We start from the raw sequence: 22,369 nt of genomic DNA on the forward strand, positions 1-22,369 counted from the left end.
CACCCAATGCTGCGGACACGCAAAATACGCTGGCTTAGCGGAACGATGGTTCTGCTGGCAATTCTAACGCTACTGTTACCTCAAGCGTTGCTGCCACAAGCTGCAGCGGCTCAGGCACAGACGAGCGGAATCGATGCGGTACTTGTAGCCGATGTAAGTAACTCAATGAATACAAGTGACCGTGACAAGATCAGTAATGAAGCCATGAAAATGTTTATTGATATGTTACCCGTTCAAGGGGACAAGGTAGGGATTGTCGCTTATACCGATCAGGTGGAGCGGGAAAAGGCTATGCTTACGATTCAGTCCGATGCGGACAAGAGCAGCCTGAAGGATTTTATTGATCAGCTCGGGCGGGGGCCATACACCGATGTCTCAGTTGGTGTCGCCGAAGCCGTCAACATACTGAATCATGGTGCAGATCCGTCTCACTCGCCAATGATCGTGCTGCTTGCGGATGGCAACAATGACTTTAACAAAACCAAAGGCCGTACACAGGCACAATCCGACGCTGATCTGGCGAAATCCGTGAAGGAAGCACAGGATCAGGGTATCCCGGTGTATACGATTGGACTGAACGCGGATGGCAAGCTGAACAAGGATGCACTCGCAGACCTCGCGAAGCAGACCGGAGGCAAGTCATTCATTACCGATACGCCGGATGATCTGCCACAAATTCTGAGTGAGATCTTCGCTGACCATGCCAAACTCAATGTGGTGAAGCTGCCCTCTGTAACAGGAAACGGCAGTTATCAGGAAGTTACCGTGAACGTGCCAAATGACAGTGTGCTGGAAGCAAATATTTCGATCATGTCCTCGAAGCCGGTGGAAGTGCAATTGACAGACCCTTCCGGACAAGCCGTTGACCTGAACTCGGACGCAGCCAAGCTCTCAACGTCCAAGAGTTATTCACTCGTGAAGCTGTTGAAACCCCAAGAAGGAGACTGGAAACTTCGGGTAAAAGGGGCTCCGAAAGACAGCATCGATATCAACCTGTTGTTCAACTATGATCTTCAGCTCGTTGTGGACCCAATTAAGACCAAGTCCTATACCAAAGGGGACAAGGTTGATCTTGCTGCCAAACTGGAGAATGGCGGTCAGCCACTTCAGGATAATGATCTGTATGCAGATATGAAGGCCACGCTGGTTGTGAAAGATGTGGATACAGGCAAAAGTGAAGAACAACCCCTGGACAATACAGGTTCTGGTTTTGCCGGAACGTTTGAAGTACCGGACAATCATAACTATGAATTGGTCATCCGTGCGGAAGAAGACAGCTTCTACCGTGAAAGTGCGCCAATCACGATTAACGCAGGCGGAGCAACCGGAAGCGGTGCTCAACCGACCACGCCAGGCGGTGAACAAGACAAGCCGTTCCCTTGGTTACCTGTCATTCTCGGTGTTATAGCCCTGATAGTGGTCGGTGTTGGTGCCTGGTTCCTGATGGGCTGGCTGAAACGCAAAAACCGGGGCTTTGTCGGTCAGATGGTTGTGGAGATTCGTGATGAGAACACGGGCGACAAGTCATATCCACAATATAAAAAGCTGGTATCCTTCCGGGGCCGTTTCCATCTGCACCAGTTATTGCAGCTGGACCCTGAGCTGAAGGAAACCGAAAAATATGTATTTACGCCCAGCAATGGCGATCGAATTATAATTCGTAACACCGCAGGCGGTACGCTGGAGAAATCCGGTCGTGCAGTCGATGCAAGCTCAGGCGTTGAACTGAAGAACGGTGACCGACTGAGCATCCCGCTGCAACAGGCGGACAAGACCATTTTAATTGAGTATCTGGTGTGAAGGATTATTTGATTTAAATTGATTATTTGGTCTAAAAGGAATGCCAATAAAATTTGGGACCAACTGTTTACACGAGAACGCAGAGGACAGAAATAACGTGAAGAAGCGGAAGCGTTCGCCTAAAAGCTTTCTGAAAGAAAGCTACATCGGAAGCATACGCTATCCCCGGATTTTCACTTTGTAAAAGTGAATTGAAAAAATCTGGGGATAACAGCGATCGGAAGGTTATTCTGTCATCGGAGTGGCAAGTGTAATTAAGTTGTAGTTCCAACTTGGTTAATCAAAGGAGGACATGGAATGAAACCGATTGTTAGAGAACATATTCAGCAACTGGATGTATCACTTGGCGGAGGTATTGTCAGTGAGAAGATCAGAGTTGATACAATTGATAACCCCATTCTGATTATTGGTCTGGGGGGAACGGGAATTGACGCACTGTTGCGTCTCAAATATCAGATCAACCGTCGTTTCAAGCTGCCACAGGACCCGGTATCCAAGAAAAAAATGGACAAGCCGGACAATGTGGAGTTTCTGGCTTTTGAGACAAACGAACAGGATCGTGCCAAAAAGTATAAAGGAATCGGACTTGATCCGATCAATGAATTCGTATTGCTATCCAATGCCGAGATCGGCGGGCTTCTACAGAACCGCAGCGTGCTGGAACCGTATATTACGGACTGGCTGTCTCCCGAACTGAGCATCACGGACGGCATGAATGGCGCCGCAGGTGTGCGTCAGGCTGGACGTCTGCTCCTGTTCACCAAAATTAATCAGGTCGTGCAGGCCATCGACAAAAAGATCAAAACCTTATCCGTAGGCACCAACAAAAAACTGATGGTGTTTCTGCTGACAGGTCTGTCCGGCGGTACAGGCAGTGGCTGTTTCCTCGATATTTCGTATATCGTGCGCGGTATTATCGAACGGGATCATGGCTCTGCCGGGATTGACCGCGTCAATACGCTGGGCTATCTGTTCACGCCAGACGTGAACCTGTCCAACAAAAGCTTGAGCGAACACACGCGCGAATACATTCGCAAGAACGGATATGCTGCGCTCAAAGAGCTGGATTACTGGATGAACGTGGATAGCCGCGGCGAGCGGTTTACGCAGAAGTACGGCAATATTTTAACCGTCAACTCACCATTGCCGCCATTTAACCTGTGTCATCTGATCTCTGCGACGAATACCGAAGGCAAGTTGCTGGAGAACGCCTACGATTACTGCATGAACGTCACGGCCGAGAACATTACCAACTTCATGGCAAGTGAGGAGAAGCAGTCGGGTGAGGAGTTCGCGATCCATGACTATATCAGCAACATTCGAACCAACATCGCACAGATGAACAAGGTGTACCCGGCTAACTATGATTACAACATTATTGGTGCATCTTCGGCTGTACTACCAATTGAAGAAATGACCACCTATCTGGCGTATCGCATGTTCGACAAAATGAACACCATGTTCTCCAAAGCGCCAAACCAGGAGGATACCGAGAAGTTTGCCCGCAAGCTGGGCATTGATCTCGAAAGTGTGGTCAAGTCCTTTGAAGCCCGCGTGCCAGAGCCGCTACCTGGTTATCAGAACAGCGAGCGTTTATCCTATGGCAACGTGGTGAAATCCCAGGTTGTGAATATGGACACCGAACTGGAACAGAACTTCCTGGCGCGTGCCCGCGAGGAATATATCAAGGCGAAGAAACAGCTGCCGGGTGAGATTGCCGGTCAGTTCACCGAACAGATCCGGCGTATGTTTTTGCATCCCGAACAAGGTCCGTTCTATGTATCCCGTCTGATATATACGGAAAAAGGGTTCTGTGTACTGAAGATGATTCAGTCGTACATTGAAACCCTGCGTGAGAATGCCTTCCGCATTCCGCGTGATATTGAAGCAGCTCAGGAGCAGTCCGAAGAGAAGTTGGGCGATGCAAAGAGTGCTTTTGTCTCCAAAGAGAAGAAAAAGAATGCTTATATTGAAGCAAAAATTCATGAGTACTGGCTGCACGCCGACGTGGAACGTAACGATCAGATGATCGAGTTCTATGAAGATCTGTATGAGTTGCTGAACCAGGAAAACAGCCGCATTTATAACGTATTTACCGAAACGTTGAATGCCCTTAGCTCGATATTTGCCAAGAACGGTGACCTGCTGACACGCGGCGAAGAACAAGCCGATCACAAAGGCAACAAAACATATTACTGGAACGTTGTAAGTGTACCGGATATCGTCAGTGTGGTGGACGGGCTGTTGGATAAGCGTGATACAGATGATCTGATCCGCGACTTCTCCCGTGAATTGCTGGAAAACTCCAGCCAGTGGGTGAAAGAGAACGAGATTGATATCGTCAGTTCCATCTCCGACTTCCTGAGTGAGAAATTCGGTGATCTGATTACCCGTTCCATGGAAGATTTCCTGGTGATCAAATACGGTCAGGATGAGTCGGTTGAAAAATTCGTGGAACGTTTCATTGCTGGCAAGCTGGATGATGAGGCCGTTCCGGTGTTCAATCTGAGCAACAGTACAGGCAGTCTGCATTTCCCTTCATGGGGATTTGTATCCGTACCGGCACAGGCACCAGGCATTCTGAAAGGGATTCGTAATTATCAGAACAATGCGGTAGGCAAATCTCATTTTACCGTTAAGGAAAGTGAAGTGCGTAACCGGATCTTCTGGCTGAATACACGCAACGGGGTACCACTCTTTGTGTATACACCGCTCAAGGTATATGAGGAAAGTTATGAACGTACCATTTTGGACAAAGAAGGCATTGGTCGTCACTTGGTGCAAACGGAGAAAAACAACTGGACCTATCTGCCATCTCCGATTCCAGAGAAATCATGGGGAGATGTATACGAGAACGCCCGTGTGAAGCAATATAATGCTCGTGTGCGTAACGAGTTCGAGCAGGCGCTCGGATACAACATTGTGACAGCCAAATCCATTGATGAGAATACAAGCAACCGATATGCGATTGTGACAACAGAAGCATTTGACTTGTCCGCCAAACTGGCTGCCTACGACATGCGTCTGACGTCCACCACGCCGAACCTCGGCGAAGTGAAGCGGGCGGTGATTGAGTTGAAACGTCTGCAATCCGAAGGGTTGCCACGTGTAGGAGTTAAGGATATTTTCGGAAGTATTAATGAAGATATGGCCAAAGAAAACCTGGTACGCTCCCCGCAGCTGATCGCACGTGTACGTGAGGAACTGGCAAAGATGAATGCCATCTCGGCCAAAGTTGCGGAACTCGAAGGCATTCTTGCCCAGTACCAAGACGAAGAGCAGTGGTATGACCGCTTCATCGAAGCGTTATATACTGACACCATCGTCAAAAAAGGTGCGCTCTACGTCTATGACCGTGACCCGGAAGAAGACGCATGGGAGCCGTTCGCAAACCTGATGAAGAGCCGTAACTTTGCCGAGTATGAAGTGTTTGGCAACTTCCGCGGTCTGGCGGAGAAGGATCGTAGTACATTGCTGCGCAAAGCCTCCCGCCGCGATAACGATCTCACGGCTTCAGAGGATATCACCCCACTGCTGACAAAGCTGGATGATCTGGCTGCGCTGTTCATGGAATCACGTGATCGTCTGGAATATGAGCGGGTAGAACTGGCTAACGGAGAAGATATCTATCAGTTCTACAGAACGATGTCGTCCAAGCTGAACGACATTCGCAGAAGGCTGAAGTAAGATGGTGACCGGGATGGAGTTCAATTCGAACAATACCCTGAAGCGCGATCTGGAGAAGTATGCAGCACAGTATGCAATAGAGCAGGAGCGTCAAGGCAGCCTGGGGGATGGACGCAGCAGTATCCATTACCCGGCTTTGTTCCTTTTCGTGGGTGATCTGGTTGCACCTGCCGTGTCTGCTGTGCAGGAGATCAATCGGCTGAAATGGGATAACGGAGACGGTGTGGTCTACGTTCAGATTGGGACAGAAGATCAGGAAGCGGGTTCGGGTGAAACGAGGACTGGTGGCTCGTCCGATGACGGTCAGGTGACTCGTCACCGCTTGCCTCTGTTCGCTGGGCAGACGGAGCGACCGTCCAAAACACGGCGTAAGGATGTACATCGCAGTTTCCACGAATCGGATCAGGCGCTCTTTGATCTGAATCGTACGCTTCGTCGGGTCAGTAACCGGATTGCCGAATATGGACGGCTGTACTCGTCATTTGATCGGATTTACGTTACGGTGGTAACCAGGGCGGATGATCCGCTGAATGTATTGTTGCCAGAGCTCACCAAGCTGACGGAGATCATTTTGTCCCAAGCCTTCAAGTCGGTGCAAACGGATCTGCATGTATTGGTCAGCGAGATGGAACAAGTGGATTCCTTCGGGTATGCCAGCGCAGCAGGCCTTGCTTTTCTAAGGGAGCTGGATTATATGCAGTCGCTGGACTACACGTTCAGCGGTAATCTGCTGGTGACGGAGGATGGGATCTCCATTCCCGTTACACATCACGCGTCCCCGTTGTATGATCTTGTATATCTGTTGTCCGACAAAAATGAGCGTGGAACCGGCGTTCCCGGTGGCTGGATCGAAAATGCCGAGATCATCTGCCGGATCTGCCTGTTGAAGAACCGGAAGCAGGATGCAAATCACTCGGGTAGCGTTTCAAGCACGGGAGCGAACACATACAACAATACATCCTTCAAAAACAATATTCGCACCACCTCTGATCAGCATGGTTATGCAAGTGCGGGTTTTGCCGAGATCAGGCGGCCAAACAAGCCGATAGCACTGGCGGTGTTATATCACATGTATCGGTATCTGCTCGCACGCATGCGGCAGGAGCCGGATTGGAGCATCAAGGACAAGCTCGCTTTCTTCGGACTGGACGCGGCCTCGTTGGAACGTAAAGTTGAAGGCCTGCTGCCGAGTGAAGATCTGGTTAGTGGCATGAGTGGCATCATGACGCATAACGTCAGTTTCTCCGATCTGAAGCCACTCTCGCTTCGTGAAGCGGAGAGAGCGTTGTTCGGACAAGGCGCTGAAGCGTACTTCCGTGATAACGTCGTCCGTCTTGTTGAAGAGCGTGTGCGCGAGCGCAGTTCTACCGGCTCTCTGCGCCGTCAGGCCGAACAATCCCGCGCGGAGCATCCAGAGGTTGGTTACTTCCAGTGGGCAGCCTGGAGTGACGGTGAGCCTGGCAGTGTACGTGAAGCGCTGCTTGGACTGATTCGGGATAAATCGATGCAACTTGAATCGGCACGTGTCCTGCTGGAGCAACGTCAGCAAGAGCGAGTGGAAGATCAGTCGTTTAAACGAGCGTTGTTCCGTGATAAGCAGAATGTACGCAATCTGATTGACTGTATGCTGGAACGAGTGTATGTACCCAAGGTAGACTTGTTGCGACTGGAAAATGAATTACATCTGCTGCGCATCTACGATACGGAGATGGAAGAGCTTCACCAATTCAGTCGCCACGTCACAGCGGCACTTGAAGCGCTGGAACGCACATTGCGAGAGACAGCTGCCCAAAGTATCGCCGCTGCGGATGAATACATCGGTCAGAACGTGATGGAGTACTACGGCAAAGTGACGGAAGAGCTAATCATCGACCTGGAAGCCAAGCGCGGACGGGATGTATGGTTTGAGGATCGTTACATGGGAGACATGAACCAGCTTGCCACAGAAGGCGATGACCGTCTGCTCAAACGTCTGATGGAGGTATGTCACTCGTTGCTGCTTGCGGCCGAGCCGTTGCAATTGCCATTTGAAGAAGAGCTGTTGCAGCGCGCCAATGTAACAATTGCCTATGGAGACAAAGACGTATTGACCCGGGATGACCTATTCCGCAGGTTGTACCACACGTTGGAGGATCAGGCGGTTGTTCGGGTACGGGTATTCGATTATACGCAGGAACATCGGTATGAAGAGAAGTATTTCTTTGGTGACCATCATAGTGCTTTCATGGACTACGCGGCGCATGCCGAAGAGACGTCACGCATCTACAAGCTGGGTGTGGTGTACGAAGAACGCAGCAGTGGTGTGGAGAAGCTCAATCTGATGGGAGGTTTCCATCTGGAGGATCTCATGGTGTATCGGAACGGCAAGGTATATTATGACTCGTACACGGAGAATGGATATGAACTTCACCCCGCAGGTCTGGCGGAAAAGTTGTCACCCATCCGTTAAGATGTCTGGCTGTGTCATGACACCCTGCTATAATCTTGTATTAACTCAGCCTGCTTACGGCTGGTATGGAAAGGATGCATGTGGACATGCAGCGAAAAATCAATCTTCTCCTGGTCCTGTTCAGCCTGATTGGCGGGGCAGTGGGCTTTGCGGCAGGGGAAATCATGCTGCGTCAATGGCTTGGGGAAATGCCGCGTCTGTTGCTGATGGGCTTATACTTTGGCGTACTGGCGCTGAGTGTGGGGTTATTCTGTTTGATCGCAGAGATGATCTCACCCAAGCTGAATGGCGCATCATGGAAGCTTCGATATCTGGGACTGTCGTGGAAATTGCTTGTTCCGGCAACGCTGGCTCTGTTATTTGTTGTTGGACTCGCTCTGCAATTGTTGTATCAGATCAATCCGGGCGGTGTGAAGCAAGTGAAGGACATCGTACTGATGATCGACAACTCGGGCAGCATGAGCGAGACAGATCCGGATAACGGACGCTTTGAAGCAGCCAAGACACTGATCAGCCAAATGGAGAGTGACAAACAGGTAGCTGTCATTACGTTTGATGACCAGCCGCAGTTATTGCAACCGTTTATTGCGCTGGATAGTGAAGCGGCCAAGAATGAGGTTTATAGCAAAATCGATGGTATTGTCACAACTTCGGGCGGCACCAATTTTGATGCCGTGCTGCGGGAAGGCATGGAACAGATTCAGGGCAAACAGGACCCGAAACGTGGTACGGTCGTCATCTTGTTATCCGATGGCTTCAGTGAAGCGGATACGGCAGATATTTTGTCCCTATATACCAATGAACAGATTTCTATTAATACGGTGGGCCTAAGCCTGGTGGACCCATCGGGTACGGATCTGCTGCGTAATATTGCCCAGCAAACGGGTGGCATGTACTATGATGTACCGGATTCCGGTGGTCTGAATCTGGCATTCCAGCAGATCTACGATACGATCGATGAACGGACGCTGGTGACGGAGCGTACAGGTATGATGGAACATAGCGTTTATCTGGCGATTTTCCGTGTTGCAGCCGTTCTGCTGATTGGAGTGGCACTAGGTGTATCACTCGGACTCGTATTCGATAACCGTCACCTTGCGTTAAGCTTCGGTATTGGTGGTGCGGTGTCGGGTCTACTGGCAGGGCTTCTGCTGGAATGGGGACTCGACGGCTCGAACGTGGGTGATACATTTGTACGACTCGGTGCGATACTAATTTTGTCTGGCGTGTTGACCCTCTTCTCCTGGATTGTTCCGATTAAGGAGAACACGCCGCGGAAGAGCCGAGGTCGTCGTGAAGCTGGCGGCGGAACTTCTTCTGCCGAAGGGTTTGGTCAAAGACCAAGAGATACACGCAGCAAAGGATTCTAACGTCGGGAGGCCAATGGAATGCGGTTTACGGATGCAGACCCTTCGACACCCTTGATTCGAAAACTGACACTTGCGGTGGACGAAGGGCGTTGTACACTTCGCTGGCTCTGGCCGGAACGGGTAGAAGCTGTGTATGTGGAACGGCTGGAGCTGGATATGATGAGCGATGATCGTACCAGGGAAGAGCTTGCACAGGGCAAGCTGAAGCTGTACACAAGAGAGGAATATAAGGCGAGCAATGGTTACACGGATCGGATCACAGGTTTTGGTGCCATCAAGTACACGGTGTATGTGTGTCAGATGCAGGAAGACGGGCCTGTGCTGATCCGTCAACGAGATGAAGACAACATGGTGATTGCAAGCGCAGGGAAAGCGGATATTCGCTTTTCCATTCGCTACAAGAGCGGCTTTTTTCAGAAACGAAAAAGTGTATTGATCACCGTCACAGCGGAGGTGCCTGTTCCGAAGGAAGCCCTCTGTTATGTTCGCAAGCAGGGCGGGGTACCGCTGAATAAGGAAGATGGTACGGTGTATCCTTTTGTGAGTGATTTTGCTCCCGGAAGAAATGAGATGCCGCCCGTTGAAGTTGCCAAGGATGATTATGTGCGATTATTCTTCACGGACGGACCGAAATATGGAGCCGCCTATCGGCTTATATCAGACTAGATAGTTGGACTAGCGATTGGAATGTTACTCTGTCATCGTAGTGCAAGTGTAAATCACCTTAGTCTGACTGATCAGGGGAGGGGAGTGGCTATGAGCTTTTTTAGTCGGTTTTTGAAGAGACAACAGCCGGAGGAACGTCCGCTGTTTTATGATATTGTGTGCCCTTATTGTTTCAGTAAGTTTTCACCGGAAGAGGTAGTGTTCCGCGCCGCCCATCACCGCGATGATGATGAGGACTACGCACTCGGGGAAGATGCAAAGTTGAATCGGTATCGCGAAAGGTTCGGACTTGACACGGTATTTGATATGGAGGCCGTATTGGCTCCGCATGATGTACCGGAGGAACACCGTATTTATTCCGATAACATCGTGATGGGGCTGAACGATCGGTATGGTGTCGTTACACGCCGCCGGTTGTGTCCGCAATGTCATAACGAGCTACCTGTTACGGCAGGTAAAGCACCCAGCAATATCATTTCCATTATCGGTGCATCCCAGGTGGGGAAATCCGTCTACATGACTTCATTAATTCATACATTGCAGCATTATACGGCTGATCATTTTGACGCGGCTTGCATGCCATTGAATGCGGAGATCAGCCGCCGGTTCCGTGCGGATTATGAAGAACCGTTGTTTGAACGGGGCGATCTGCTGGATTCCACACAGAAGGAAAAGTTGCAGGAGCCGTTTATCTTCCAGTTTGTGTTCAAGGACGAAGATAAAGCACCGCTGACGCTGGTGTTTTTTGACGTCGCAGGTGAGGGTATGGTGGAGCAGGATTATCTCGGACTTCACGGGCAGCACATCAAGAACTCGGCAGGTATCCTGTTCATGGTGGACCCGCTTCAGATTCGTTCGATTCGGGACAAAATCCGCATTAACCTGGGCAACGAGCCGGGAGAGTGGACACCACGATACGATGAGCCACGCGACGTGGTGCTGACGATGTTTGGAGATTTTATCGCGTATCAGGACAAAGCCAAAACGAATATTCCCACAGCTGTTGTGCTCACCAAAAGCGACATGCTGCATTCCCTCAAGGATGAAGAGGGGGATTATATCAAATCCAACAGTAACGTCTTCCGCAACATGGTTCACCGCGATTGGTTCGACTTAACCGAGTTCGAGAATATCGATGGGGAGATCCGCCACTTTATCGAGAAGGTGGACCGCCCGTTCAAGGGCACGATGGATGTGTACTTCAAGGATACAGCCTATTTCGCAGTCTCTGCGCTGGGCAGCAATCCGGTGGATATGAAATTGCAGGGTGTGGTTAGTCCGATTCGCGTGGATGAACCCTTCTTATGGCTATTGTACAAGCTGAAGTACATTGAGGGGAGAGTGGGATGATGCGTTCTTCCGTAACCCCGCCCATTGAACAGCAGCTGTATACCCGAGAGCGGCGCGGGGTGTTTCGCACAACAGAGGGGTTTGATACGGTTGCGGCATCGCCGGGACTGGACCCTTCTTTTATCAAAAAAGTGCTTCACCCCTACTGTGTCTATGACGCTCCAGCGGAGCTAACAGGCCGTAGCGAGAAGGACGAGACGAAGTTTCCGGCTTCCATTCACCTGCTTCATCTGGAGAGTGGAGAGACGATTCTTGGCCAAAATGTGTACCAGTCTGCGGATTTCACCGGGCTGCGCAGTGCCTTTTTTGCACATAATTACGTCTTGTCTCCCGAACGCTCGGAAGAGCAGATGAAACAAGGCGGCTGGCTGGATGCCGTGTTTGCCACGTCCTATGACATCGAACAAGGTACAGTTCTGCCAGCACTTGCTGAATTGCCTATATCATCTAGGAGCGGACAGGGTGGGGCGACCGTTGCTGGCGTAGGATCACCAATCCAAGTGCTGAGCGCCTTGAAGATGAACGAAGTGCTGTTCAAGCGCCTGCTCTATGCGGTAATGCAGTCTGTAGCGACACGCAGAAAAGTATACATTGCGCTGGACCTTCCCGCAGAGGAAGTGACCGCAGGGGCCAAAGGATTGCTACGTTTGCTGTACACGGCTTTACCATACGCATTCCGTCGGCAACTGGGATTCATGACGTTTGCCAAGGAGCCACAGGCCAAGAAGGGCATTCACGTCCAGTTTGTAGAGCGGGGGACGTTACGTCCGAAAGACCGGAATACGGAGAAGGATTTCACCTTTGATCTGGTATCCGGCAGAGTGACACATGCGGATGCATCTGTGGCGAAGTTACCTTATGCGGAATTCGCCTGGGCTTTATTGCAGGAACCTGGTGCGGCGGATGCGTTCTATACATTTGCGGATGAGATGCTGTCCGGCATGGAGCCTGGTCGGGAACTTTCCATTGAAGCGTATGGCGAACTTGCGGTGTTCTATGGTCTTGAACAAGGCATGGAAGACCTGTATTTGGATAACAAAAGTCATGTCCTGAGTGGCTTGCTGACCTATTTGAAGCCGGATGGTGGATTACAGCAACGTTCCCGTCTGAACGAGCTGTTCCTGACCTTGCTCAGCAGGGAACTGGACAGCGTGAAGCGTGAGAACGTACCCGAAGAAGACGTCGCAGCTCGCATTGGAGAGTATTTCAGTGTTGCCGCGCCCGTGGTGCAATCCCGGATTGTGGACTATTTCATCTACGGTGTGAATAATGCTCGCGCCCAGAAGCGTATGCGTGCTGTGCAGGAATTGTATGCTGTGCTGGATCGGGATCCGCAGCTGAATCAAGCTTTCTTTGATAAAGTGCTGGCCAATGAATCGCTTACCAAGCTGTTGTTCGAGCCTTATCTGGACAATCAGCTGAAACGCACGGAATCGGCAGCGAACGTTGTTGAAGTGATCCGAAGATGGGTTACGTCCCATCCATCTGCGATCCACTACAGCTTCTTGCAGGAGCGGACAGCCAATGAGCTGCGTGAACGGTTATGTTCTGCGCCTAATCCGGTACAGTCTGCGAATGAAGCCCTCCAGCGTGTTAGTATACTGGATCGGGTATCCGCTGATGTCACTTATGATACAGGCATTACGGCACGAATTGGTCAATCGGAAGCTACAGCCCGCCCTAATCGCAAAGGGGGATCTCCGTCTGTCAGTCAAGATCCGACGTATCAGGAGGAGTTAACCCGCCTTGCAGACAAGCTTGCTTATGTCATTAACCTGTTTATGATTCAGGATCTGGATCTGGAACGGGTTAACCGTGAACAGCTGTTAAGCATTGATATTTTGCAGCATGGTAATGAGGTTCGGGATTGGGCGGCACGTCAAGGTTCTGATGTATCTGCTCGAACGAACATGATGCTGGCTGCGAGAGTGTGGCTTAGTGGCGAGGGGAATGAAGAAGAGGCATTGGAGGCACTTTCCCTGGCAGAACGCAATGAACTTCAACGCTGGACGCGTCGCTGGCTTGCCGGAGAGCTGCAGGCTCATCCGGGGATCGCAGCATATGAAGCTTTACCGATGGCTTTTTATCGGGGAGGAAGCGGCAGCAATCGGTTGGATTATCCCGGCCTGATTGAATTCATCCGCACCAATGCAAGTCGTGCTGAAGGACTGTATCCATTCTTCGAATGGTCAGGAGATCATCGGATGTTTGTCCGGGGTTCCAATGTGCATAAAGGATATGCGGATGCGATCATGGCGTATTTCAAAGCCCATGACCGTGAAGCTTTTAAGTCGAAGTCAGCTTTCAAACCGTATTACGTGAGAGCCAGCAAGACAATGAAGCCGGTCTATGACCGTGCGAAGACGGAATTGTCCTCTCCACTGGTGCGGATGCTAACGGGTAAAAGGAAAAATCTGTTCGGATTAATCCTCTTGATCCTGGTTCTTGGTATTGCGGGCGGTACATATGCATGGATGAAAGATTCTGTAGAGCCGCCAGCGGCATCCCCTCCATCTACCCAGGAGCCTGTCATACCGGCTGAACCTGAGGTGCAGCTCTCGGAGCAGATTGCTTATATGATTCCTGCGAGTGAACAGGAGGGTACGCAATCACCTGCTCAACTGGTGATCCGTTTCAGGAACGATACGGGAAGCACTGAGTTTGAACAAGGCAAACTTCAGTTGACGATGAAGGATGATAGTACTCAGGAGTTGGTTACTACAGGAAAGTGGGAGAGTTTTAATCGGAACGAGGAGCCAGATAACCAAGTTCCTTCCAATAGTAGTTCAGGAAGTACTTCCGAAGGGAGCAAGGATGGCTCATCAGCGGGAAACGCGGGGAACACAGAGCAGACGGAGGATGGCGATCAACAGGCCGATCCTTCAACATCAGGTGATTCCACTTCAGATCCTGCTACCGATACAACAACGGATACAGGGACGAATGGATCGTCTAATGCTGCGAGTGGAGACACGGATCAAGGTACGGATGCAGATCAAGTTACTGGTTCCACATCACCTGACACATCTGTATCCAATGAACAGGATGCGGATGCGAACAATCCTGCACAGATGTCTATTGGAGAGGTAGATCGTCTCTATCCGTATGGATTGCAGATCGATCTTCCGGCGAATATGGATGCCGAGAGCATTGTCAGTGTGAAGAGTACGCAGGGCAATATGACAGTGATCCAATTGATGCCGCAGCCTAATTAAGCTGTAAATCATATTATTTGAGCGTGTTGCATAGATTCATTAAGTGTCTTTTGATCCAATAAGGAAAAATGCTGGCTTCATACCTTATTAAACGAACGTATGTGAGATGACCTTGAACTTTAGATTTCAAGGTCATCTTTTTTTATTTGATATGGCGGATGAATATATTGAACTAACATTTACACAAAAACGGAGAGGGCAGAAATACCCTGAAGAAGTGAAACGTTCGCCTTTATCCCCGGATGTACCCACTAAAAAAGGATGAAAAAATCTGGGGATAACAGCGATCAGAAGGTTGTTCTGTCATCGGAGTGGCTAGTGTAACTATCCTTTAGTTCAATTTATACAGCCATTGCATGAAAAAAACTCACACATTCACAATTCAGACACAAAATTTGCGATTCAAGAGTTTAAAAGACAGTCAGAAGTGATAAAGTGCGCGGAATGAATGAGAAAAGATCTCATGTGTACTTGGGAAAAGAGCGGGATTTCTGCTAGAGAAAGACCAAATAAAGCACGAAAAGAGAAGAAAATTTGGTTTTTTATGTTGACAAATGATAATGATTATCAGTATCTTTAGTGTAGAAGATATTTGCGTCGGAAATACACAGAATTACAATTTCGTTTTTGTTGTCATAGCCGGATTACATAACCGGGATAAATGAGAGAGGGATGATCGCATGTTTCGTCTGGAGACGACCAAGCTGGATATCGCTTATGAGGAAAGACTAATTGTAGAGGATCTGAATATTCAGATTCCCCAAGGAAAAATTACAGCACTTGTTGGGGCCAATGGTTCAGGGAAGTCAACCATCCTGAAAACGATGGCACGTATTATGGCTCCAAAAGCAGGTAATGTATTGCTCGACGGGAAGTCCATCCATAAACAGTCCACGCGTGAAGTTGCCAAGCAACTTGCGATTTTGCCACAGAATCCAACAGCCCCTGAAGGTCTTACCGTTACTGAACTGGTATCGTATGGTCGCTTTCCTTATCAAAAAGGATTTGGCTCCATGCGTGCGGAAGACAAACGGATGATTGAATGGGCTATCGAAGTGACAGCCATGACTGAATTCCATGATCGTCCGATTGATCAACTGTCCGGTGGACAGCGTCAACGTGCCTGGATTGCCATGGCACTTGCACAAGAAACAGATATCCTTTTCCTGGACGAGCCGACTACGTTCCTGGATATGGCTCACCAGCTCGAAGTATTGCAATTACTGGAGCAACTGAATGCCACAGCCAACCGTACCATTGTTATGGTTGTGCATGACTTGAATCATGCTTCCCGCTACGCACATCACATGATTGGTATCAAAAAAGGTAAAGCCATTGCTCATGGTTCACCTGTGGAAGTCATGAACTCGGATGTGCTTCGTGAAGTATTCAACATTGAAGCAGATATTGTGATTGATCCGCGTTCCGGTGTACCGCTCTGCTTGCCTTACGCTCTTGCAGGCGAACGCCAGCAATCGAAGACGCCAGAGCAGATGGTCATGAACAGTGCGATGGTTCATGCTGGAGGACGGACAGAACCACGTGTTCAAGCGACAGGAAGTTAATAAATTGGGCCATATGTGGTCCTTACATTATAGAATGAAGCCGCTGTGCGCTATCGCAGGCGGCTCTTTTGCATTCATGGGGAATTTGCAACGCATGGGAGCAAAGGGAACGTATAGACCCGGGATTTGGTAATCGCATTGGATCAGGTCTATAATAATAGGACAGGCTGTGAGTTCATTGGTTATGCCAACGTGCTCGCAACAGCCCAAACCAACATATGTCATGGGAGGAATCAGTCATGTCCGTATATTCATATCAGGCGGTAACCACCGCGAACCAGGAAGTCTCACTGGATCTGTATCAAGGTAAGGTATTGGTCATTGCCAATACAGCCAGCAAGTGTGGGCTGACCCCGCAATACGGTGAATTGCAAAAGCTTTATGATCGTTATCGCGATCAAGGCTTGGTTGTACTGGGTTTCCCTTGTAACCAGTTTGGAGGGCAGGAGCCAGGTACAAGTGAGGAAGCGGAATCATTTTGCCAGATTAACTATGGTGTGAATTTCCCGGTGTTTGCCAAGGTAGATGTGAATGGTGAGGACACTCATCCCCTGTTCCAATACCTGAAGGAGCAACAACCTGGCGTAGGCGAAACAAGCGACATCCAATGGAACTTCACCAAGTTCCTTGTTAACCGTGAAGGTGAAGTGGTAGGTCGTGTTGAACCGAAAGAATCTCCGGAGACAATGATTGCAGATATCGAGAAATTGCTCGGTTAAACCATGAGCGTTTGAGAAGCCTGTTCTTGCATAAGCAAGATGGGCTTCTTTGGTTATTTTATATACGTGGCTTTATTCTCTTCACAGGTAGGCGTTGCTCCATAGAGACCTCTAACTTTATGCGCCGATACAGGGATTACGGAAGCCATTACATAGCATAAACCGACCCGAATCCGGGGACAATGAAATCAATACAATGAAGGGAAGAAAGGCTTAAATACAGGGAAATGACCTCCTTCGACAAACTTTTTTTGCACAACCTATTGCAATGTGAAAAAGATCACATTATAATGAGTGTATAAAGTGAAATAAATCACATACACAGTTTCGAATAAGAAGTGAAATATTTCACAACCACAATAACATTATATTCAAACTCATTTATATATTTCGAGGAGGAACTTTTAATGAAAATCGCAGTTATCGGATGTACACACGCAGGGACCGCAGCCATCGTAAATACCGCCAAATTGTACCCGGATGCTACCATCACCGTGTATGAGCGCAATGACAATATCTCCTTCCTATCTTGTGGCATTGCGCTCTACGTAGGTGGGGTTGTGAAAGACCCTGACGGTTTGTTCTATTCTTCGCCTAATCAACTGGCAGAGCTTGGTGTTGAGACCAAGATGCTTCACGAAGTTACAGCAGTCGATGCCAAGGGTCATACCCTTCAGGCTAAAAACCTGCAAACCGGGGAAGAATTTGAAGATACGTTTGACAAACTGATCGTGACAACCGGGTCATGGCCTGTCGTTCCAAAGCTTGAAGGCATCGAGATGGATAACATCTTACTTTGTAAAAACTACAATCATTCCAACACAATTATTGAAAAAGCCAAAGATGCCAAACGTGTTACTGTTGTAGGTGCAGGATATATCGGCGTAGAGCTGGTGGAAGCTTTCCAAATGAATGGCAAGGAAGTTACTCTAATTGACAGTGTGGACCGGATTTTGAACAAATACCTGGACCCTGAATTCACGGATGCGATCGAAGATACGTTGACTGGACGCGGCATCAAGCTGGCTCTTGGTCAAACAGTACAGAAGTTTACTGGAGAGAATGGCAAAGTGACCAAGGTGATTACGTCCAAAGGAGAGTTTGAAACCGATCTGGTTATTCTGTGTATTGGTTTCCGTCCAAATACAGAGCTGCTCAAAGGCCAAGTGGATATGCTGCCAAACGGCGCAATCATCGTGGATAAATATATGCAAACGAGTCAAAAAGACGTCTTCGCTGCGGGTGACAGCTGTGCTATTCATTACAACCCAACAGGCAAAGCATCTTACATTCCACTGGCAACCAACGCCGTGCGGATGGGTACACTCGTGGCCCGTAACCTGGTTCGTCCTACGACACCGTATATGGGTACACAAGGAACATCGGGTATCAAAATTTATGAGCAAAATATCGCGGGTACCGGGATGACGGAAACGTCTGCTGCTGATGAAGGTCTGATTGTTGAATCTGTCGTACTGGAAGACAGCTACCGTCCGGAGTTCATGCCAACGGCTGAGAAACTGTTGCTCAAAGTAGTATATGAGCAGGCTACTCGTCGGATCGTCGGAGCACAGGTGATGTCTCAGGTTGATCTGACCCAATCGATTAATACGATCTCGGTCTGCATCCAAAATAACATGACCGTAGATGAGCTGGCCTTCATCGACTTTTTCTTCCAGCCACATTACAACAAACCATGGAACTTCCTGAACACGGCGGGTCTGCAAGCACTGCCTCCAATAGAAGTAAAAGCACCAGCAATGGTGTAAGGAAGCAGAATAGATGGTTTAACAGCGATCTTGATAAACGCCATACAAAGATAAGTCATGCTTATCTGTAAATATAAGGTGTACAATAACTGCCAGGAATACGAAACAAGGCGGACGATTATAAGCAAAAAGAAGACTGGCGATTAAACGTCAGTCTTTTTTTGTGGTTTTTTAGCATCAAAAGGCCTTATATACTCTTGCTGACTTAACTATTCCAAGACACTCTTAAAGTATCTTTTTAAATTACATTGTGATAATTTGCACAAAGTTTCATGCAGTACCAAGATACAATTGAGATATGGCATTCAACGTATAACTTATGAATTTCAGATGGTTTTATCCAATGATGAACAATGAAGGAGAGGATGGATGATATGGCAGCAAAAACACCTCTTGAGGTTGCACAATATACGGCGCAAACAGGCATGAAGAAGGCTCAATATCCGGTGTCTTCTGTATTGGTGCTTAGTTTCATGGCAGGTGCATTTATCGCGCTGGGTTTTCTACTGGATATCCGGGTGATTGCTTCTGCGCCAGCTGAGTGGGGGAGTCTGGTCAATCTGATTGGAGCGGCAGTGTTCCCGGTTGGACTAATCATGGTGCTCATAGGTGGTGGCGAGCTGCTGACAGGTAACATGATGGCAGTTCCGCTTGCTACGATTGCAAGAAAATTATCCGTGGGTAGCATGTTGAAAAATCTAACCTTAGTGACGATTGGTAATTTTGTTGGAGCTTTGTTTGTCGCGTACGCGTTTGGACATGTGCTGGGCCTGACCGGAGAGGGTGTATATCTGGCGAAAGTGGTGGATATGGCTGGGCATAAGTTGCATGACGGCTTCCTGCAAGCTTTCATCTCTGGCATCGGCTGTAACTGGCTGGTGGCACTGGCCGTGTGGCTATCTTATGCATCCGATACGATGAGTGGCAAGGTACTGGGCATTTGGTTTCCAACGATGGCATTTGTGGCGATTGGATTCCAGCACGTTGTGGCCAATATGTTCCTCATCCCGGCGGCAATCTTTGAAGGGCATTATTCGTGGGGCCAATATGTGATGAATTTTATTCCGGTATGGCTCGGGAATCTGACTGGTGGTGCTCTGTTTGTAGCTGCAGCCTATTGGGTGGTGTACCTGCGCCAAGCTGAGCCGAAAGTGAAACCGGAGGCAGCAAGGTTGATCGAAGCTGTGGAGACGGAGGCTAGAGTGATGTTGAGCAAGCAGGCGTAGCGAGGTATATATATTCATGTAGAAGTGAAGACGATTCTGATCTTGCTCGGTTCATGGCGAATATGCTGTGATGGAGCAGGGCGGGATCGTTTTTTTTGTATGGGGTTTTTTGTTGGAGTTTAAACGCAAAATAAATTCGCCATGACAAGGTTCGGGGGAACGAAACCTGTTCATGGCGAATTTCGGGAGTGGTCCATGATATGGCATGAGGAGGAAGTGGGGAAACACTAGCCTAATGCCTTATTTTTAATTTACCCCTGATTTCTGAAGTTGAATCAAACTCAAAAACATTTTTTGAAAATAATTTAAAGCTGCTATAGCGGCAAATATGAAGCAAAAACATACTGTTCTCTTTACGCGATAACCTCGAAGAAGATATGATATAGGGATAGCTTTTGAAGAGGGGGAGCCTTACGATGATCGATCAGGAGAATGGTGTATTTGCGGCGGTGTGCCCGCTCGACTGTCCGGACACTTGTGGTCTGTTATTACATAAAGAGAACGGAAAAATTGTGAAGGTGGCAGGCAATCCGGATCATCCGATCACCAAGGGTGCCATTTGTAATAAAGTTAGAAATATGACTGAGCGGGTGTATCACCCCGAGCGTCTACAATATCCGATGAAACGTGTAGGAGCCAAAGGTGAAGGCAAGTTCGAACGAATCAGTTGGGATGAAGCGATTCGCGAGATTACGACCAAATTCACTGCATTGTCCGAAACCTACGGCCCGGAGAGCATCCTGCCCTACAGCTTTTACGGTAACATGGGCATTCTCGGCGTAGACGGTATGGATCGGCGTTTCTTCAATGCACTAGGTGCAAGTGTGCTGGAGCAGACGATCTGTAATGCCGCCGGAAATACGGGCTGGAAATATACGATGGGGGCCAACCGGGGAACGTTGCCGGAAGATACGGAACACGCGGATCTCATTCTGGTGTGGGGTGGCAATATCGTCAGTACAAATATGCACCAAGTCGTTTTGGCGGAGAAAGCCCGTAAGAAAGGCGCCAAGATCGTCGTAATCGACGTTCATCGCAATCGTACCGCACAGTGGGGCGACTGGTTTATTCCGCTGTATCCGGGCACGGACAGTGCACTGGCGCTAGGATTGATGCATGTGTTGTTCGAACGGGGACTAACGGATGAAGCGTTTATGCAAAAGTATACGGTGGGTCATGAGGCACTGCGTGATCATGTCCGCAGTTACACTCCTGAACGTGTTGCACGTATTACGGGCGTGCCGGAGGAAACCATTGTGGAGCTGGCCGAACTGTATGGCAACGCACAGGCAGCCCATATTCACATCGGCAACGGCCTTCAGCACCATGATAATGGGGGGATGAACGTGCGTAGCGTTGCATGTCTGCCTGCTATTACAGGGCAATGGCTGAAGCAAGGCGGCGGTGCCGTTCGCACCAACAGCTACGCGAGCACGAATAGCGACGCGCTCGAACGTCCGGAGCTGCGGCAGAATCCGGAGCCGCGAGTGGTGAACATGAACCGGATTGGGGAAGCGCTGCTGGAAGCGGAGCAGCCGATCCGGGCTATGATGGTTTACTGCAGCAATCCACTGGTGGTGGCACCGGATACCGAGCGGGTGGAGCGAGGTTTTGCACGGGAAGATCTGTTCACGGTTGTACACGATCTGTTCATAACGGATACCGCGAAATATGCAGATATTGTATTGCCAGCCACATCTTCATTTGAAGCGACGGACCTGTACACCTCTTATTGGCATCAGTACGTTCATCTGCAAGAGCCGGTGATTGCACCGATTGGGGAGAGCAAGAGTAATGTGGAACTGTTCTCACTGCTTGGGCAGGCTATGGGGTACGATCCTGCAATCTTCGGAGAAACACCGGAGCAGATGATTAAGGATGCACTCCAGGATACAGGCAATCCTTACATGAATGGAGTTACGTTAGAAGAACTGAAGGAACACCGATTCGTGAAGCTGGATATGACACCACATGCTGCATTTCTGGATCAGCTGCCTACGCCTTCAGGCAAAATCGAGTTGTATTCGGAGACGATGGAACAGCGAGGGCTTCCGCCGCTCCCTACCTATAGCGCTCTGATTGAAGGATATGATGGGGAGAATCCGGCTGGACCTGCCGATACTTATCCGCTGATGTTCCTATCGCCGCCGAACCATAATTTCCTGAACTCCACCTTTGGCAATTCAGCCAAACACCAGCGTTTGGAAAAGATGCCTCTTTTGCAAATGCACCCTGAGGACGCTAGCCGCAGAAACGTGGAGGATGGAGATGCAGTAGTCGTATGGAATGATCGTGGGCGTATCGAACTTACCGCCAAGGTGAGTGAAGCCATGCTGCCGGGAACCGTCATCAGCCAAGGTTTATGGTGGGATGGTGACGGCAAGAAGCAGCGAGCGAATTCACTGACGTCCAATCGCTTGTCGGACATGGGGAACGGGGCGACCTTTTTCTCGGCCACTGTTGAAGTGAAGCGTCAATGAGTGTGCTTGCAGCGTGATTTTTTTGAGGTAAGATGAACAAAGGCTAGAATTTGAGCAGGATTAAAGTGCAATA

Annotated in this window: 12 protein-coding genes; all 12 read left to right on the plus strand. The window is 49.2% G+C overall.

Features of this window, described 5'->3' with window-relative positions:
• Positions 1 to 6: 6 nt before the first annotated feature.
• The 12 genes from IFU39_RS22295 (at position 7) to IFU39_RS22350 (ending at position 22,296) form a co-directional block, all read left to right on the plus strand.
• Complete coding sequence (locus tag IFU39_RS22295; RefSeq protein ID WP_192134898.1) at positions 7 to 1,800, plus strand: vWA domain-containing protein; 1,794 nt, start codon at positions 7 to 9, stop codon at positions 1,798 to 1,800.
• Positions 1,801 to 2,097: 297 nt separating this feature from the next.
• Positions 2,098 to 5,487, plus strand: a complete 3,390-nt coding sequence (locus tag IFU39_RS22300) for a tubulin-like doman-containing protein (protein WP_105600214.1) — start codon at positions 2,098 to 2,100, stop codon at positions 5,485 to 5,487.
• 1 nt (position 5,488) lies between these two features.
• The gene (locus IFU39_RS22305) at positions 5,489 to 7,936 is read left to right on the plus strand and encodes a transcription initiation factor TFIID (RefSeq protein ID WP_244661074.1); all 2,448 of its coding nucleotides are present in this window, start codon (positions 5,489 to 5,491) and stop codon (positions 7,934 to 7,936) included.
• 86 nt (positions 7,937 to 8,022) lie between these two features.
• On the plus strand, positions 8,023 to 9,306 hold the full coding sequence (locus IFU39_RS22310) for a vWA domain-containing protein (protein WP_192134900.1): 1,284 nt from the start codon (positions 8,023 to 8,025) through the stop codon (positions 9,304 to 9,306).
• An 18-nt stretch (positions 9,307 to 9,324) separates the two neighbouring features.
• On the plus strand, positions 9,325 to 9,972 hold the full coding sequence (locus tag IFU39_RS22315) for a beta-mannanase (protein ID WP_091012814.1): 648 nt from the start codon (positions 9,325 to 9,327) through the stop codon (positions 9,970 to 9,972).
• Between the two features lie 90 nt (positions 9,973 to 10,062).
• Complete coding sequence (locus IFU39_RS22320; RefSeq protein WP_192134902.1) at positions 10,063 to 11,322, plus strand: TRAFAC clade GTPase domain-containing protein; 1,260 nt, start codon at positions 10,063 to 10,065, stop codon at positions 11,320 to 11,322.
• Positions 11,319 to 14,537, plus strand: coding sequence for a GAP1-N2 domain-containing protein (locus IFU39_RS22325; RefSeq protein ID WP_192134904.1), 3,219 nt, complete (start codon positions 11,319 to 11,321; stop codon positions 14,535 to 14,537). Before IFU39_RS22320 ends, IFU39_RS22325 begins: the two co-directional genes overlap by 4 nt.
• Positions 14,538 to 15,217: 680 nt before the next feature.
• Positions 15,218 to 16,102: an ABC transporter ATP-binding protein gene (locus IFU39_RS22330; protein WP_091012819.1), complete on the plus strand. Its 885-nt coding sequence runs from the start codon at positions 15,218 to 15,220 to the stop codon at positions 16,100 to 16,102.
• Between the two features lie 239 nt (positions 16,103 to 16,341).
• Positions 16,342 to 16,821 carry a glutathione peroxidase gene (locus IFU39_RS22335; RefSeq protein WP_047840764.1) on the plus strand — a complete coding sequence of 160 codons (480 nt, stop codon included), beginning with the start codon at positions 16,342 to 16,344 and terminating at the stop codon, positions 16,819 to 16,821.
• Between the two features lie 407 nt (positions 16,822 to 17,228).
• Positions 17,229 to 18,590: an FAD-dependent oxidoreductase gene (locus IFU39_RS22340; RefSeq protein WP_091012820.1), complete on the plus strand. Its 1,362-nt coding sequence runs from the start codon at positions 17,229 to 17,231 to the stop codon at positions 18,588 to 18,590.
• A gap of 374 nt (positions 18,591 to 18,964) precedes the next feature.
• The gene (locus IFU39_RS22345; RefSeq protein ID WP_091012821.1) at positions 18,965 to 19,816 is read left to right on the plus strand and encodes a formate/nitrite transporter family protein; all 852 of its coding nucleotides are present in this window, start codon (positions 18,965 to 18,967) and stop codon (positions 19,814 to 19,816) included.
• Positions 19,817 to 20,232: 416 nt separating this feature from the next.
• Entirely contained in the window at positions 20,233 to 22,296 is a 2,064-nt protein-coding gene (locus tag IFU39_RS22350; RefSeq protein ID WP_091012823.1) for a molybdopterin-containing oxidoreductase family protein, read from the plus strand.
• Positions 22,297 to 22,369 lie beyond the last annotated feature (73 nt).

The sequence above is a fragment of the Paenibacillus sp. CFBP 13594 genome (assembly GCF_014842675.1).
GTDB lineage: Bacteria > Bacillota > Bacilli > Paenibacillales > Paenibacillaceae > Paenibacillus > Paenibacillus amylolyticus_B.